This window comes from Streptomyces griseorubiginosus, assembly GCF_036345115.1.
Lineage (GTDB): Bacteria > Actinomycetota > Actinomycetes > Streptomycetales > Streptomycetaceae > Streptomyces > Streptomyces griseorubiginosus_C.
On the sequence record NZ_CP107766.1, the window covers coordinates 7177100 to 7190690 of the forward strand.

10 protein-coding genes are annotated in these 13591 nt (G+C 71.4%); 7 read left to right on the forward strand and 3 right to left on the reverse strand.

Annotation, left to right across the window (positions count from 1 at the left end):
- Window positions 1-36 precede the first annotated feature (36 nt).
- Window positions 37-759, forward strand: a complete 723-nt coding sequence (locus OHN19_RS32390; RefSeq protein ID WP_330267597.1) for a VWA domain-containing protein — start codon at window positions 37-39, stop codon at window positions 757-759.
- A gap of 54 nt (window positions 760-813) precedes the next feature.
- On the opposite strand, the gene OHN19_RS32395 is transcribed toward OHN19_RS32390, so the two are convergent.
- Both OHN19_RS32395 and OHN19_RS32400 read right to left on the reverse strand, forming a co-directional pair.
- The gene (locus OHN19_RS32395) at window positions 814-1698 is read right to left on the reverse strand and encodes a hypothetical protein (protein ID WP_330267598.1); all 885 of its coding nucleotides are present in this window, start codon (window positions 1696-1698) and stop codon (window positions 814-816) included.
- A 37-nt stretch (window positions 1699-1735) separates the two neighbouring features.
- Window positions 1736-3505 carry a beta-galactosidase family protein gene (locus OHN19_RS32400; RefSeq protein WP_330267599.1) on the reverse strand — a complete coding sequence of 590 codons (1770 nt, stop codon included), beginning with the start codon at window positions 3503-3505 and terminating at the stop codon, window positions 1736-1738.
- 148 nt (window positions 3506-3653) lie between these two features.
- Between OHN19_RS32400 and OHN19_RS32405 the strand changes: the two genes are divergently transcribed.
- The 6 genes from OHN19_RS32405 (at window position 3654) to OHN19_RS32430 (ending at window position 11658) form a co-directional block, all read left to right on the forward strand.
- Window positions 3654-4526 (forward strand): AraC family transcriptional regulator, encoded by an 873-nt coding sequence (locus OHN19_RS32405; protein WP_330267600.1) that lies wholly within the window; start codon window positions 3654-3656, stop codon window positions 4524-4526.
- A gap of 664 nt (window positions 4527-5190) precedes the next feature.
- A complete protein-coding gene (locus tag OHN19_RS32410) occupies window positions 5191-5541 on the forward strand; it encodes a chorismate mutase (protein ID WP_330267601.1) in 351 nt (116 codons plus the stop codon).
- Window positions 5542-5679: 138 nt separating this feature from the next.
- Complete coding sequence (locus tag OHN19_RS32415; protein WP_123760087.1) at window positions 5680-6219, forward strand: response regulator; 540 nt, start codon at window positions 5680-5682, stop codon at window positions 6217-6219.
- A 56-nt stretch (window positions 6220-6275) separates the two neighbouring features.
- Entirely contained in the window at window positions 6276-8762 is a 2487-nt protein-coding gene (pepN, locus tag OHN19_RS32420) for an aminopeptidase N (RefSeq protein WP_330267602.1), read from the forward strand.
- A 116-nt stretch (window positions 8763-8878) separates the two neighbouring features.
- A complete protein-coding gene (locus tag OHN19_RS32425; RefSeq protein WP_330267603.1) occupies window positions 8879-10240 on the forward strand; it encodes a pyridoxal phosphate-dependent decarboxylase family protein in 1362 nt (453 codons plus the stop codon).
- Window positions 10237-11658, forward strand: a complete 1422-nt coding sequence (locus tag OHN19_RS32430; RefSeq protein WP_330267604.1) for a lysine N(6)-hydroxylase/L-ornithine N(5)-oxygenase family protein — start codon at window positions 10237-10239, stop codon at window positions 11656-11658. The genes OHN19_RS32425 and OHN19_RS32430 overlap by 4 nt, the downstream gene beginning before the upstream one ends.
- Before the next feature lie 45 nt (window positions 11659-11703).
- Here the strand turns inward: OHN19_RS32430 and OHN19_RS32435 are convergent, their stop codons facing one another.
- The gene (locus tag OHN19_RS32435; RefSeq protein WP_330267605.1) at window positions 11704-13503 is read right to left on the reverse strand and encodes a bifunctional metallophosphatase/5'-nucleotidase; all 1800 of its coding nucleotides are present in this window, start codon (window positions 13501-13503) and stop codon (window positions 11704-11706) included.
- Window positions 13504-13591 lie beyond the last annotated feature (88 nt).

A 13591-nucleotide genomic window follows, 5' to 3' on the forward strand; every position in this document is an offset into this window, starting at 1 on the left:
TATCGAACGCCGGTGACTGCGGAGAGCGGAGGGGTCATGGTCGCGATCAGTCCCAGCAAGGTGGCGGAGACGGCGCCCGCGCTGGTCGACCTGTACAAGAGCGCCGGGGTGTCCCTGGTGAAGCACGGGCTGGAGGGGCTGCGGGCCGCGGTCTACCTCGTGGTCGACTACTCGGGCTCCATGCGGCCGTACTACAAGGACGGCACGGTGCAGGCCCTCGCCGACCGGGTGCTCGGGCTGTCCGCGCAGCTCGACGACGACGGCAGGGTGCCCGTGGTGTTCTTCTCCACCGACGTGGACGCCGTGACGGACATCGAACTCGCCGGCCACGAGGGCTGCGTCGACCGGATCGTGGCCGGCCTGGGGCACATGGGGAAGACCAGCTACCACCTGGCCATGGACGCCGTCATCGACCACTACCTCGACAGCGGCAGCACGGCCCCCGCCCTCGTCGTCTTCCAGACCGACGGCGGCCCGATCAACAAGCTCGCCGCGGAACGGTACCTGTGCAAGGCGGCGAAGCTGCCCCTGTTCTGGCAGTTCATCGGCTTCGGCGACCCGCACAGCAAGCAGTTCGACTTCCTGCGCAGGCTCGACGAGCTCCCCGTACCGGACCGCCGGGCGGTGGACAACGCCGGGTTCTTCCACGCGGGCGAGGACCCACGCACGGTCCCCGACAGCCGGCTGTACGACCGTCTCGTGAGCGAGTTCCCGAAGTGGCTGGTGGCGGCACGGGCCGCGGGGATCGTACGGACGTAGACCGCCGCTGGGGGAGGTCGTCCCGGTCCGGCGTGATCAGCCCCCGACGCGGCCCTACGTGTCGCACTCCAGCACCGTCCGGCACAGTGCGCACCGGGCCCGCACCCGCCCCCGGACCGGTACCCGGATCCGCTGGCGGCAGGTGGGGCAGGGGAAGGACACCCGCAGCCGGCCGACGCCGTCCGGGGTGAAGGTGTAGGGGACGCCGGGGCGGGGGCCGGGGCCGCCGTGCCGGCGGTCGCGGGCGTAGCGGCGGCGGCCCGCCCAGCCCGCGGCCGTCAGCGGGGGCTGCTGCTCGTCCTCCCGGGCCAGGGCCAGGCCCTTGCCGTACGCCGTGTACGCCTGCGGGCTGGTGAACCACACCGACGGGTCCTCGCCGAACACCAGGGAGCGCTTCGCCAGGACGTACCCGAACTCCTCCGGGGTCAGGTAACCCAGCTTCTGGGACGACGCCGCGTCCTCCCGGTACGCGTCCAGGAGCAGCCACCCCGCCCCCAGGTACGTCGTCGCCGTGTCCGTGAGGATCTCGTTCTCGCGCACCCCCGGGAAGGACAGGTCCAGCCGGTGCAGATACACATGCATGACCTCGTGGGCCAGCGCCGCCCCGATGTCCCGCCGGTGCGTGCGGAACCGGTCGTTCAGCTCGACGAAGTACTCCGGCCCGGCGGTGAGTTCGACGTTCGCCGCGTGTGTCATCTCCCGGAAGCTCACGACGAACCGCGCGTCCGGCAGCCGGTAGTGCCGCACCAGCTCCCGGGCCACCCGCTGCGCGCCCAGATAGAGGTCGTCGGTGTCGCAGAACGCCACGTCGACCGGCGCCACGCTCGTCGCGAACGTCCGCACGGTGTCGTAGGAGAGCCGCTTGTAGAGCGCGGTGATCGCCGCCCGCACCGTCTCCAGGTGCGGGTAGCCGTGCTGGACCGGTCCGTCGTTCGTCACGCCCGTACCCCCAAGACGCCCTGAACCCGATACCACTCTACGAGGTCGTGAGCGGATCCACGGGGGTCGGATCCGGAGCACGCAGCAGGAGTACGGGTCCGTCGGCCGGCGCCTCCTCCAGCTCCAGCACCCACACCTCGTTGCCGCCCTCCCGCAGCACCGGACCGGGCACGTACAGCGACCGCTGCGGGCCCACGGACCAGTACCGGCCGAGGCTGAAGCCGTTGACCCAGACGAACCCCCGGGTCCAGCCCGGCAGCTCCAGCACCGCGTCCCCGGCGCCGCGCACGCTCAGCTCACCGCGGTACAGGCCGGGGGAGCTGTCCCCCGGCGGCGGGCCGAAGCCGATGCCGGACACGGAGTCCAGCGCGTCCAGCCGCAGCCCCCGCGCCCGCACCCCGTGCAGGAACTGCCGCTCGTGCAGCAGGCCCCCCGTGATCCCCTTGGCCTCCCCGCTCCTGGGCCCGTAGTTGACCCGCCCCAGCGACTCCACCCACAGCTCCACCCGCGCCGGACCCGCCACCGGCTCCTTGAGCTGCACGTCGTCCTCGGTGAGCACCCCGGCCCGCTCCCCGTCGACGTACACCACCGCGAGATCCCTGAGACCGCGCGCGATCAGCGGGTACGGCTGCCGCGGCCCCGGCACGCTCACCTCGTACCGCACCAGCCCCCGGTCGACGTCCAGCTCCTCGAAGGTCGGCGGGACGGGCCCTTCCAAGGGCGCTCCACCGCGCTCCTCCAGTACGGCGGACAGGGCCGCCCAGCCGGTGAGGCGCACCTCGTCCGGCGCACCCAACACCTCGGGCGCGGGCGGCAGTTCCGCCACCGGGCCGTAGGCGGCGAGCACCTCCCTGAAGCGCCAGAACTTCTCCGTCGGCCTGCCGTACTCGTCGATCGGCGCGTCGTAGTCGTACGACGTCACGTCCGGCTCCAGCGGACCGTCGTGCAGCGCGCCCCCGCCCCGGTTGGCGCCCGCCCAGCCCGCGAAGTTCGTGCCGCCGTGTGCCATGTACAGGTTCACCGAGGCGCCGAGCTCCAGGATCTCCCGCAGCGTGGCCGCCGCGTCCCCCGCGTCCCGTACGACGTGCTCGCCGCCCCAGTGGTCGAACCAGCCGCACCAGAACTCCATGCACATCAGCGGACCGTCCGGGCGGTACCGGCGCAGCGTCTCGACGGCCTCGCGGGCGCCCGAGCCGAAGTTGACCGTGGTGAGGACACCGGGGAGCGAGCCGCCGGTGAGCATGTGGTCCTCGGGGCCGTCCGAGGTGAACAGGGGAACGGTCACGCCCTGCGCGCGCAGCAGTTCCGCCAGCCGGCGCAGGTAGTCGACGTCCGTGCCGTAGCTGCCGTACTCGTTCTCCACCTGGACCATCAGCACCGGGCCACCCCGGTCGATCTGCCGCTCCACGACCTGCGGCAGCAGCCGCCCGAACCAGCGCTCCACCTCGCCCAGGTACACCTCGTCGCTCGTGCGCGCCCGCCCCCGGAGCCAGTGCGGCAGGCCGCCGTTCTCCCACTCCGCGCAGATGTAGGGGCCGGGGCGGACGATCGCCCACAGCCCTGCCCGCCGGGCCGCGTCCAGGAAACGGCCCAGCGCCTCGACGTCCCGGAAGTCACCGGGGCGCGGCTCGTGGAGGTTCCACGGCACGTACGTCTCCACGCAGTTGAGGCCCATCGCCCGCAGCATCGCCAGCCGGTGCCCCCACTGGGCCTCGTGCACGCGGAAGTAGTGCAGCGCGCCGGACAGCAGCCGGACCGGCCGGCCGTCCAGCAGGAAATCGGTTTCACCCGTCGAGAACTCGCTCATAGGCTCCACCTTCACGACTGGCGGCGATCACGTCCATGGACAAAGATCGGCGCTGCTTGGACCGAAGCGATGGTTGTCGAAGCGAAGCGATGGTCGTCGAAGCGAAGCGATGGTTGTCGAAGCGAAGCGATGTGGGGAAGGCGCGGTGATGTACCACACCTGGATGCGGTTCTTCTCGCCCGGCCCCGTCCACCACCGCCTCGGCCTCGTCTGCCTCGGCGTCGGCCTCCAGTACGGTCCGCTGCCCACCGTCGGCCCCCGCACCCTCGACAGCCACGTCGCCGTCGTCATCAGTACCGGCACCGGGTGGTACGAGACCCCCGACGGGCGGCGCCGCACGGTCACCGCGCCCGCGCTGCTGTGGCTCACGCCCGGCGTCCCGCACCACTACGCGCCGGACCCGGAGACCGGCTGGGACGAGGGGTTCGTCGGCTTCACCGGGCCCGCGACCGCGACGTACACCGAACTCGGGTACATCGAGCCCGACCGGCCCGTCGTGCCCCTGTCCGACGCCGCCGGTCCCCGCGCGGTGATCGCCCGGATCGCGCGGGCCGCCCGCCGCGACAACCCCCTGCTGGAGGTGGAGACCGGCGCCGCCGTCCACGAGCTGCTGGTGGCCCTGCGCCGCGCCCGCGCCGACCTCGCCCCCGACGGCGACCCCGTCCTCAAGGCGCTCGCCCGGGACGCCTTCAAGGCGATGTCCGTCGCCGACCATGCCGCCCGGCACGGCATGACCCTCGCCGAGCTGCGCACCGCGGTGCGGCGCGGCGCCGGGTGCAGCCCCAAGGACTACCTCCTCGGCATCCGGCTCGGCCGCGCCAAGGAACTCCTCGCCGCCACCGAACTCCCCGTCGCGTCCGTCGCCCGCCGCGTCGGCTACGACGACCCCGCCTACTTCTCCCGTCTCTTCACCCGCCGCGTCGGCATGGCCCCCGTCCGCTTCCGCGCCCAGGAAAGCCGAACCGTCCCCGGCGGCTGGAGCAACCAGGTCCCGGACCCGGACGATCCACCGAGAATTTGAGACGGGGGGAGGTTTTCGGGGGAGCTGAGCGGGGCCGGGGGCCGGGGGAGCGGGGGGTGGGCGTGGCCGGGTGGGGGGTTGGGGGCGGAGTGCGGGGCTGGCAGGGAGGGGCCGGCAGGTTCGGAGCGCGTGGGGCCGGGTGCGCGAGGGGGCCAGGAGGTTCGCAGCGTGTGGGCCCGGCAGAGACGGAGCCCAGGAGCCCAGGAGCTGACGGGCCCGGCAGGGGTGTTCTCCGGGGGATCTGAGCTCCTGTCTCCCGGCCGGGGCGGTGCTCCGGAGGGTGGGAGTCCACGGACTCCGCTGGGCCGTCGCCGTAGGGCGGAGTCTTCGGGCCGCCCGGTCTGGATGGTCCCCGCGGATCTGAGCCCTCCTTCCCGGCCGGGACGGCCCTCCGGAGTGTTGGGAGGCCGTGGGATCCGTCGGGGCCGGAACCTCGGAGCTGATCCGGACGCGCCCGGTCGGCTGAGACGCACGGAGCCTGCACGCGGGCGAGCCGACCCCGAGCGTGGTCGTCCGCGGCAGGCTCGCCCAGCGGTACGCCCGGCCGGCAGCCCCCTGTTCGCGGGCGGAGCCGGTCATGGCGAGGGCGGCAGGGCCCTCATGGTTCCGGTCGGTGCCATCCGCCGATCACCCCCCTGCCCTCCGCCCCGTAGGGTTGTCGACCATGACCACCAGCAACACCGGAACCGGTGACGTCGACCCCGCTGTCCGTGCGGAGCTCGCGCGGCTGCGGGACAGCATCGACAACATCGACGCGGCCGTCGTCCACATGCTCGCCGAGCGCTTCAAGGCCACCCAGCAGGTCGGCCACCTCAAGGCCCGCCACCAGCTGCCCCCCGCCGACCCGGCCCGCGAGGCCCGCCAGATCGAGCGGCTGCGCACCCTCGCCGAGAACGCCAAGCTCGACCCGGCCTTCGCTGAGAAGTTCCTGAATTTCATCATCGCCGAGGTCATCCGGCACCACGAGCGCATCGCCGAGGACACCGTCAACGGCACCCCCACCGTGACCGATTGACCTCGCGGAACTCCCCAGGGACGTGACACGGCGGCCCGCACCCGGCATGCTGCCCCGTGCACTCCTTGTCAGCCTGCGAGCACTCCCCGTCAGCACACGGGCGTAGGCTGGTTCTCCGCGAGGGAGGGACGTCGGGCCATGCCGTCGGATGCCAGGATCCTCATCGTCGACGACCACGAGGACACGCTCTACGCCCTGGAGAGTGCCCTGGCCCCGCTGGGCTACCAGCTCGGCCGCGCCACCAGCGGTGACGAGGCCCTCAAGCAGGTCCTGCGCGGCCAGGTCGGCCTCCTGCTCCTCGACGTACGGATGCCCGGCGTCAGCGGCCTCGACGTGGTCCGCTACATGCGCCGCCTGGAACAGACCCAGCACATCCCCGTCGTCCTGCTCACCGGCTTCGGCCCCGACCACGAACTGACCTCCGCCGCCTTCGGACTCGGCGTCGCCGACCTGGTGATGAAGCCCATCGACCCCTGGGCCCTGCGCACCAAGGTCCGCTACCTCTTCGACGCCCACCGCCGCCACCTCGCCCTCGAACAGGAGGTGCGGGAACTGCGCGCGCTCGTCAAGCCCGGGGAGCCCGCCGAACGGCCCGCCCTGCCCCACCCCGACGCCCGGGTCCCCGTGCAGCGCGGACAGGGGGCGCACACCGAGGAGCTCGAACAGGACCGGACATAAGGCGTGTACCGATCCGCCTCTGTGAGTTGGCCCTGCCATCAGGCAGCATGTCCTGCATGTCCGTACTGACGCGCGACGAAGCGCAGACCCGTGCCAAGCTCCTCGACGTTCACCGCTACACCATCGCGCTCGACCTCACCACCGGCGACGAGACCTTCGCGTCCCAGACCGTCGTCCGGTTCACCGCGCGCGCCGAGGCGGACACCTTCGTCGAGCTCAAGCCGGCCGAACTGCGAGAGGCGACCCTGGACGGCCGCCCCCTCGACCCGGAGACCCTCGACGGCAACCGGCTCCCCCTGACGGGCCTGACCGCCGGCGAGCACGAACTGCGGATCGACGCCGTCATGCGCTACTCCCGCACCGGCGAGGGCATGCACCGCTTCACCGACCCCAGCGACGGCGAATCGTACGTCTACACCCAGCTGTTCATGGACGACGTCCAGCGCGTCTTCGCCGCCTTCGACCAGCCCGACCTCAAGGCCGTCTTCGACCTGACCGTCACGGCCCCCGAAGGCTGGAGCGTCCTCGCCAACGGCATCACCGAACACCTCGGCGAAGGCCGCTGGCAGGCCGCCACCACCCCCCTGATCTCCACCTACCTCGTCGCCGTCGCCGCGGGCCCCTGGCACTCCGTGCGCACCGAACACCGCGGCCTGCCCTTCGGCATCCACTGCCGCCGCTCCCTCGCGCCCTACCTCGACCCGGACGCCGACGAGATCTTCGAGATCACCAAGCAGTGCTACGACCGCTACCACGAGAAGTTCGAGGAGCCGTACCCCTTCGACTCCTACGACCAGGCGTTCGTCCCCGAGTTCAACGCCGGCGCCATGGAGAACCCCGGACTCGTCACCTTCCGCGACGAGTTCGTCTACCGCTCCGCCGTCACCGACACCGAACGCCAGACCCGCGCCATGGTCATCGCCCACGAGATGGCCCACATGTGGTTCGGCGACCTCGTCACCCTGCGCTGGTGGGACGACATCTGGCTCAACGAGTCCTTCGCCGAGTACATGGGCTACCAGACCCTCACCGAGGCCACCCGCTTCACCGACACCTGGGTCGACTTCGGCGTCATGCGCAAGGGCTGGGGCTACGACGCCGACCAGCGCCCCTCCACCCACCCCGTCGCCCCCGAAGACGTGCCCGACACCGCCTCGGCCCTCCTCAACTTCGACGGCATCTCCTACGCCAAGGGCGCCTCCGCACTACGGCAGTTGGTGCACTGGCTCGGCGAGAAGGACTTCCTCGCCGGCATCAACACCCACTTCGCCCGGCACAGGTTCGGCAACGCCACCCTCGCCGACTTCATCGACTCCCTCGCCTCCGCCACCGAACGCGACGTCCACGCCTGGGCCGACGCCTGGCTGCGCACCACCGGCGTCGACACCCTCAGGCCCGTCGTCACCCGCGGCGAGGAAGGCACGTACACCCTCCAGGTCCAGCACCAGGGCAGCCGCCCGCACCGCATCGCTGTCGGCCTCTACGACCAGGACGTCACCGACGAGGGCCGCCACCTGGTCCTCCGCGACCGCCTCGACCTCGACGTCCCGCAGACCGAGCCCCTCCCCATCGGCAAGCGCCCCGCCCTCCTGCTCCTCAACGACGGCGACCTCACCTACGCCAAGGTCCGCTTCGACGCCGAGTCCTTCACGACGGTCACCGAGTGCCTCTCCGGGCTGCCCTCGCCCCTGACCCGCGCCGTCGTCTGGAACGCCCTGCGCGACGCCGTCCGCGACGGCGAACTGGCCCCCTCCGCCTACCTGGAGGCCGCCCGCGCCCACCTCCCGCACGAGACCGACCTCGCCCTCGTCCAGGGCGTCCTCGCCTTCGCCGCCGGCTACGTCGCCGACCGCTACGTCACCCCCGAGGAACGCCCCGCCGCCCTGTCCCTCCTCACCGCCCTGTGCCGCGACCTCATCCGCCGCACCGAGGACGGCGACAACCCCGGCCTGCGCCTGATCGCCGTCCGCCACTGCATCAACGTCGCCGCCCACCCCGACACCATCGCCGCCTGGCTCGCCGACGGCACCGTCCCCGGCGGACCCGAACTCGACCCCGAACTGCGCTGGCGCCTCCTCGCCCGCCTCGCCGTCCTCGGCGCCACCGACGAGAGCGCCATCGCCGCCGAACTGGCCCGCGACCCCTCGGCCACCGGCCAGGAAGGCGCCGCCCGCTGCCGCGCCGCCCTGCCCTCCGAGGAGGCCAAGGCAGCCGCCTGGGACGCCATGTTCACCCGCGACGACCTCTCCAACTACCTCTTCACTGCCACCGCCCAGGGCTTCTGGCAACCCGAACAGGCCGACCTCGTACGGCAGTACGTGCCCCGCTACTACGACGACGCCGTCGCCCTCGCCGCCCGCCGGGGCCCCGCGATCGCCGACGCCGTCGGCCGCTGGGCCTTCCCCGACCACGCCATCGACGAGGACAACCTCAGCCTCGGCCGGACCTGCCTGGACGACGCCGACCCCATCCCCGCCCTGCGCCGCAAACTCGTCGACCAACTGGACGACCTCGGCCGCGCGTTGCGGGTGCGCCAGGCATAGAGCGGGTTTTCCCCGTACGGGAGTACCCCCTTTCGGGTCAGGATCGTTGAACTCTCCGGGCGCGCCCAGGCGGCCGCGTCCAAGCTGGAAGTCCCCAGCGCCCCCGGAGGTCGACGATGCACACGCCACTGCGTCCGCTGCTCGACACGGTCCTGGAGGCGCTGGAGGAGGGGACCCGCCTGAGGGGCGGGCCCCTGCCGTCCGGAGGCCCGCCGAAGGTGGCGGAGCGGATGCGGGCCGCGGTGGGGGACGTATTCCCGGACGAGGGCGACCCGGAGGCTCTACGGCACCTGGTCCGCGCCGTGGCGGAAGGCGCCGCGGACCCGGCGCACCCCCTCTGCGCGGCCCACCTCCACTGCCCACCCCTGGCGGTGGCGGCGGCAGCAGACCTGGCCGTCAGCGTCCTGAACCCATCGATGGACTCCTGGGACCAGGCTCCGGCAGCATCGGAGCTTGAGGCCTTGGTGACACGTGCACTGGCGAACGAGGTCTACGCCGAGGCTTTCAGGGGCGCGGGGAACGGCGCGACCAGCCCCCACCGGCCAGACGCTTTGATCACTACGGGTGGCACGGAATCCAACCAACTCGCCCTCCTCCTGGCCAGAGAGACCCTGGGCCCGGACGTCCGACTGGTCTGCGGCGAGAACGCCCACCACTCCCTCCCCAGATCCGCCTGGCTCCTGGGCCTGCCCGCCCCGGTGATCCTCCCCACCCCCAACGGCACCCTCGACCCCGCGGCCCTCGAAACACTCCCGCCCGGACCGCTGCTCATCGCCGCGACCGCGGGTACCACCGATGCCGGCCTCATCGACCCCCTGCCCGAGATCGCCGCCCTGTGCGCACACCGCGGCGCCCGCCTGCACATCGACGCGGCCTACGGCGGAGGCCTCCTCTTCAGCGCGAGGCACCAACCCAAGCTCACCGGTCTCAGCGCCGCAGACACCGTCACCCTCGACCTCCACAAACTCGGCTGGCAGCCGGTCGCCGCAGGACTCCTCGCCGTCCGCGACGAGCACGACCTCGCCGCCCTCCACCACCGCGCCGACTACCTCAACGCCGACGACGACACCGAGGCCGGCCTCCCCGACCTCCTCGGCCGCTCCCTGCGCACCACCCGCCGCCCGGACGTCCTCAAGATCGCCGTCACCCTGCAAACCCTCGGTCGCACAGGACTCGCCGCCCTCGTCGACCAAGTCTGCGAACAGGCAAGGGAGTTCGCGAAAGCCGTCGACGAACACCCCGGCTTCGAACTCCACGCCCCGCCCACCATCAGCACGGTCCTGTTCCGCCCCGCAGACGCCACCGACGACGCCGTCGCCGCCGTACGCCGACAACTCCTCGAAGACGGCCGGGCCGTACTCGGCCGAGCCCGCGCGGCGAACCGGCTCTGGCTCAAGGTCACCCTCCTCAACCCCACCACCCGGCCGGCCGACCTCGCCGGACTCCTGACCCTCGTGGAAGGAAGCACCCCCCGATGAGCCCCCACCCCCCACACCACGAGCCCGACGCGCCCCGCGACCTCGTCGGCATCGGCATCGGCCCCTTCAACCTCTCCCTCGCCGCCCTCGCCCAGCCCCTCACCGCCCTCGACGCCGTCTTCTACGAACAGCGCCCTGCCTTCGACTGGCACCCCGGCCTGCTCATCGAGGGCGCCACCGTCCAAGTCCCGTTCCTCGCCGACCTGGTGACCCTCGCCGACCCCGCCAGCGACTGGACCTTCCTCAACTACCTCAAGGCCCGCGAGCGCCTCTTCCCCTTCTACTTCGCCGAGCGCTTCCACATCCAGCGCGCCGAGTACGACGCCTACTGCCGCTGGGTCGCCGAGAACCTCCCCGGCCTGCACTTCCGCCACCAGGTCGACGCCGTCCGCTTCAATCCCGAACGCGACGTCTTCGAAGTCGACTTCACCCAGCTCGACAGCGACGGAGAAGCCGAGGCCCTCGGCCGTACGTACACCAAGAACATCGTCCTCGGCATCGGCACCGAGCCCTACGTACCGGAGCCGTTGAAGCCCCTCGTCGAGGCGCCCGGCGTGCCCGTCATCCACGCCGCCGACTACCTCGACCACCGCCGGAGCCTCCTCGCCGCCGAACACGTCACCGTCGTCGGCTCCGGGCAGTCCGGCGCCGAGGTCTTCCTGGACCTGCTCAGACACCGCCCGGCGGGCCGCGAGCAGCTGCACTGGCTCGGCCGTACCGAGGCGTTCGCGCCCATGGAGTACTCCAAGCTCGGCCTGGAACACTTCACCCCGGACTACACCCGCTACTTCCACGCCCTGTCCGAGAGCGTCCGCGACCGCCTCGGCACCACCCAGTGGCAACTCCACCGCGGCATCGGCGCCGACACCATCGCCGCCATCCACGACGAGCTCTACCGCCGCACCCTGCACGGCGGCTGGCCCGACGCCGTCCTCACCCCCGGCGTCCGCGTCCGCACCGCCGGCCGCATCGCCACCACCAAGGTCGAACTCCACCTCGAACACATCCAGCAGGGCAGCCGCTCCCGGCTCACCACCGACGCCGTCGTCCTCGCCACCGGCTACCGCGAACGCCCCCTCGACCGCATCCTCGCCGGACTCGACCCCTACCTGCGCCGCGACAGCCGCGAACGCCCCCGCGTCGACGAGCAGTTCAGGCTCGCCCTGGACCCCTCCGTCAGCGGCGCCGACTGTCACGTGTACGTCCAGAACGCCGAACGCCACACCCACGGCGTCGGCGCCCCCGACCTAGGCCTCGCCGCCTGGCGCAGCGCCACCATCCTCAACACCGTGACCGGCAAGGACGCCTACCCCCTGCCCGCCCGCACCGCCTTCACCAGCTTCGGCCTCGAACAGCGACCGCAGATCCCCCCGGCCCGCACCGCCCCCGCACTGACCCCCCTGGTCGAAGGACGGTGAAAACGCCGGCGACGACGTGCGGAGCGACGTCGCCGGCGCGCACCACTAGAACACCGGCGTCCCGTCCCGTGTGAGCTTCCAGTCCACCGACGCGAAGTCCTTCGGGTCCAGCACACCCTTCGCGGTCACCCACTCCGCGATCCGCGTGCGGATCTCCGTCGACTCCGACCACAGCTCGGTGGCGGAGGCCACGTGCGGGAACGCGCCGCCGCCGTTGGCGCGGTAGTTGTTCACCGCGAACACGAACTTCTGCGCGTCGTCCAGCGCGGCACCGTTCCAGGTCAGGTTCCTGATCCGCGAACCGGCCGCCTGCGCGATGTCGATGTCGTACGACAGCCCCGACATGTAGTCGTAGTTGTAGTCCGGACGGTTGTTCGCGTTCGTCAGCTTCTCCACGTCCACGGCCGCCCCCGCCGCCGTCCGCACGAAGTACTCCGCCGAGTACTCCAGGTACGCCCTGATCTGCGCACCCGTCAGCAGCTTCGCCACCAGCGTGTTGTCGTACACGTACAGGCTGGACAGGTCCCGGATCGTCACCTCGCCGGCCGGGATCTCCGAGGTCCGCGAGAACGGCGAGGCCTGCGCGATCACAGGCAGCGAGGCGTACTCCGTGCCCGCCAGCGCCGCCCTGACCACGTCCTCCTGCACCTTCGTGATCAGGTCGATGATCGGGGCGTCCTTGTACCGCGCCTCGACCGTCGTCAGCGTGGCCGTCGCCGTCCCGACCACCTGGTTGACGTACTTCACGACGACGTCGTGGTCGTCCTTCAGCAGCTTGGTGATCTTCGGGTCGTCCGCCACCGAGTTCGAGTTGAGCACCTTCGACGACACCGACTCGACCGACCAACGGCCCTTCTCGAAGACCAGCTCGAAGTCGAACAGCGACAGCCGCTCCGCGTACGCCAACGGCTCCGACAGCACCACCGTCTTCCCGGTCTTCGTGTTGGTGACCTTCAGCTCCGGGATCTCCACATGCGCGTGCCCGACCAGGATCGCGTCGATCCCCGGCACCTGCTGCGCCACCAGCGCCGCCGAGTTCTCCACGTACGGCAGCTGGTCACCGTACGACGACGTGCCGGAGGACCCCGAGTGCGCCGACACGACCACCACGTCCGCACCCATCGACCGCAGCTTCGGCACCCACTTCGCGGCCTGCTCCTCGAGCCCCGGGAACGTCAACTTCCCCTGCACATACGCCTTGTCCCAGATCGCGATACCCGGGTTGGTCAGACCCAGCACCGCGACCTTGACCGGCGGCGCGCCCTTCACGTGGAACTTCTTGATGAAGTACGGCGGGAAAGCGGGCTTCAGCGTCTTCGCGTCCAGCGCGTTCGCACCGAGCAGCGGGAAGTCGCACTGCTCCTCGAACTTGCGCAGCGTCTCGATGCCGTAGTTGAACTCGTGGTTGCCGAGCGCCACGGCGTCGTACCCGATGGCGTTCATGGCCGCGGCCATCGGATGCACCGGACCGCCCTTGGCGGTGATCGGGTCGACCTTCGCGTAGTAGTACGTCAGCGGAGTGCCCTGGATCGTGTCGCCCGCGTCCAGGAGCAGCGTGTTGCAGCGGCCCTTCTCCTTGCGGACCTGGTTCACCAGCGTCGAGATCCGCGACAGACCCTGCGCGTTGCCCGCCGCGTCCTTGTACTCCGCGTCCTTGAAGTAGTCCCAGTTGAAGACATGACCGTGCAGGTCGGTGGTGCCCATGACCGTGAGCGAGTACCGCTTCACCGGCTTCCTCCCGCTCTCCGCCGCCTGCGCGGCAGGAACTCCCACGGCACCCGCCAGCGCGACCCCCGCCCCGGTCACGGCGGACTTCTCCAGGAACTTCCTGCGGTTCAAGGGCATGTCTTGATCTCCTCGGGGAAAGGTCAACAACGCGCGTAGATTCTGACCCGGCCATGCCGAACGGCAACAGCCCCCACAGGTTTCGATC

Bases quoted from the DNA above. Each gene is read 5' to 3' on its own strand.
- OHN19_RS32390 (WP_330267597.1), top strand. From the start codon at position 37: ATGGTCGCGATCAGTCCCAGCAAGGTGGCGGAGACGGCGCCCGCGCTG.
- OHN19_RS32400 (WP_330267599.1), bottom strand. From the start codon at position 3,505: ATGAGCGAGTTCTCGACGGGTGAAACCGATTTCCTGCTGGACGGCCGG.
- OHN19_RS32405 (WP_330267600.1), top strand. From the start codon at position 3,654: ATGTACCACACCTGGATGCGGTTCTTCTCGCCCGGCCCCGTCCACCAC.
- OHN19_RS32410 (WP_330267601.1), top strand. From the start codon at position 5,191: ATGACCACCAGCAACACCGGAACCGGTGACGTCGACCCCGCTGTCCGT.
- OHN19_RS32415 (WP_123760087.1), top strand. From the start codon at position 5,680: ATGCCGTCGGATGCCAGGATCCTCATCGTCGACGACCACGAGGACACG.
- pepN (WP_330267602.1), top strand. From the start codon at position 6,276: ATGTCCGTACTGACGCGCGACGAAGCGCAGACCCGTGCCAAGCTCCTC.
- OHN19_RS32425 (WP_330267603.1), top strand. From the start codon at position 8,879: ATGCACACGCCACTGCGTCCGCTGCTCGACACGGTCCTGGAGGCGCTG.
- OHN19_RS32430 (WP_330267604.1), top strand. From the start codon at position 10,237: ATGAGCCCCCACCCCCCACACCACGAGCCCGACGCGCCCCGCGACCTC.
- OHN19_RS32435 (WP_330267605.1), bottom strand. From the start codon at position 13,503: ATGCCCTTGAACCGCAGGAAGTTCCTGGAGAAGTCCGCCGTGACCGGG.